Annotated in this window: 2 protein-coding genes; both read left to right on the top strand. The window is 69.8% G+C overall.

What is annotated here, in order from left to right; genetic code table 11:
• The first annotated feature begins 1 nt into the window (after position 1).
• Positions 2-589 carry a flavin reductase family protein gene (locus FKP22_RS31330; protein WP_310733405.1) on the top strand — a complete coding sequence of 196 codons (588 nt, stop codon included), beginning with the start codon at positions 2-4 and terminating at the stop codon, positions 587-589.
• Positions 590-646: 57 nt separating this feature from the next.
• Positions 647-1,088: acyl-CoA dehydrogenase family protein (locus FKP22_RS31325; protein WP_211361688.1), on the top strand; the 442-nt coding region annotated here is incomplete at its 3' end.

Raw genomic sequence — 1,088 nt, 5'->3', positions numbered from 1 at the left:
AGTGGGCGATACCATCCGCCGCATGCGCATCCCAGTCGACCTGAAACACGCCAGCCGCCTGCTCAACCACGGCCCCACGGTGCTCGTCGCCAGCGGCGACGGCGCCGGCCGGCGCGACGTGATGGCCGCGGCCTGGAACATGCCGCTGGACTTCCTGCCGCCCAAGGTCGCGGTGGTGATCGACAAGGCCACCTTCACGCGCGAACTGATTGCCGCATCCGGCAGCTTCGTGCTATCGGTGCCCAACGCCGCACAGCTCGACATGGTGGTCGCCGTCGGCAACACCAGCGGCCGCGAGCGCGACAAGTTCGCCACCTACGGCATTGCCACCACACCGGCCTCGCAAGTCCCTGCCCCGCTGGTCGAAGGCTGCCTGGCCTGGCTGGAATGCAAGGTCTACCCCGAGCCGCACAACGAAGCCACCTACGACCTGTTCCTCGCTGAAGTCGTCGCCGCGTGGGCGGAGGACTTCGCGTTCAAGGACGGGCACTGGCAGAACCTGCCCGAGCCGCAGCGGGCCTTGCATCACCTGGGTGGCGGCAACTTCTTCACCAGCGGCGGGCTGCTGAAGGGCACGGCCACCGGATAAGCAAACCCGAATTTCTTCGTGGCCGCGCGCGAGGCCATGCGCTGCAATGCCAGCAACATGACCGTGATCACCGCGCCCGCGCTGGCCTCCGCTCACGAGGCGGTCGCCGATGGAACACCCGCCTCTGCGCCCCCTCGCTCATCGCCGCCGCGCCCTGAGCCAGAGCGTGTGCACCGCATCCGTGACGACGCCGAGGCCCTGCAAGTCGCCAGGCAGCTGGCCGCAGAGTTCGCCACCGGCGCCGCGGAGCGCGACCACCAACGCCGGCTGCCGTGGGACGAGTTGCAGCGCTGGTCCGAGAGCGGCCTGGGCGGCATGACGGTACCGCGCCGCTTCGGCGGTGCCCAGGTCTCGTGCCTGACGCTGGCCGAAGTCTTCGTCACGCTGTGCGCCGCAGACCCGGCGCTCGGCCAGATCCCGCAAAACCATTTCGCGCTGCTGGGCGTGCTGCGCGAAGCCGGCAGCCAGGCGCAGCAGCAGCGCTTCTACGCCGAGGCGC

It is taken from the genome of Ideonella azotifigens (assembly GCF_006519715.1).
In the GTDB taxonomy this organism is placed as follows: domain Bacteria; phylum Pseudomonadota; class Gammaproteobacteria; order Burkholderiales; family Burkholderiaceae_C; genus Ideonella; species Ideonella azotifigens.
This window is presented reverse-complemented; position numbering and strand designations above follow the sequence as displayed.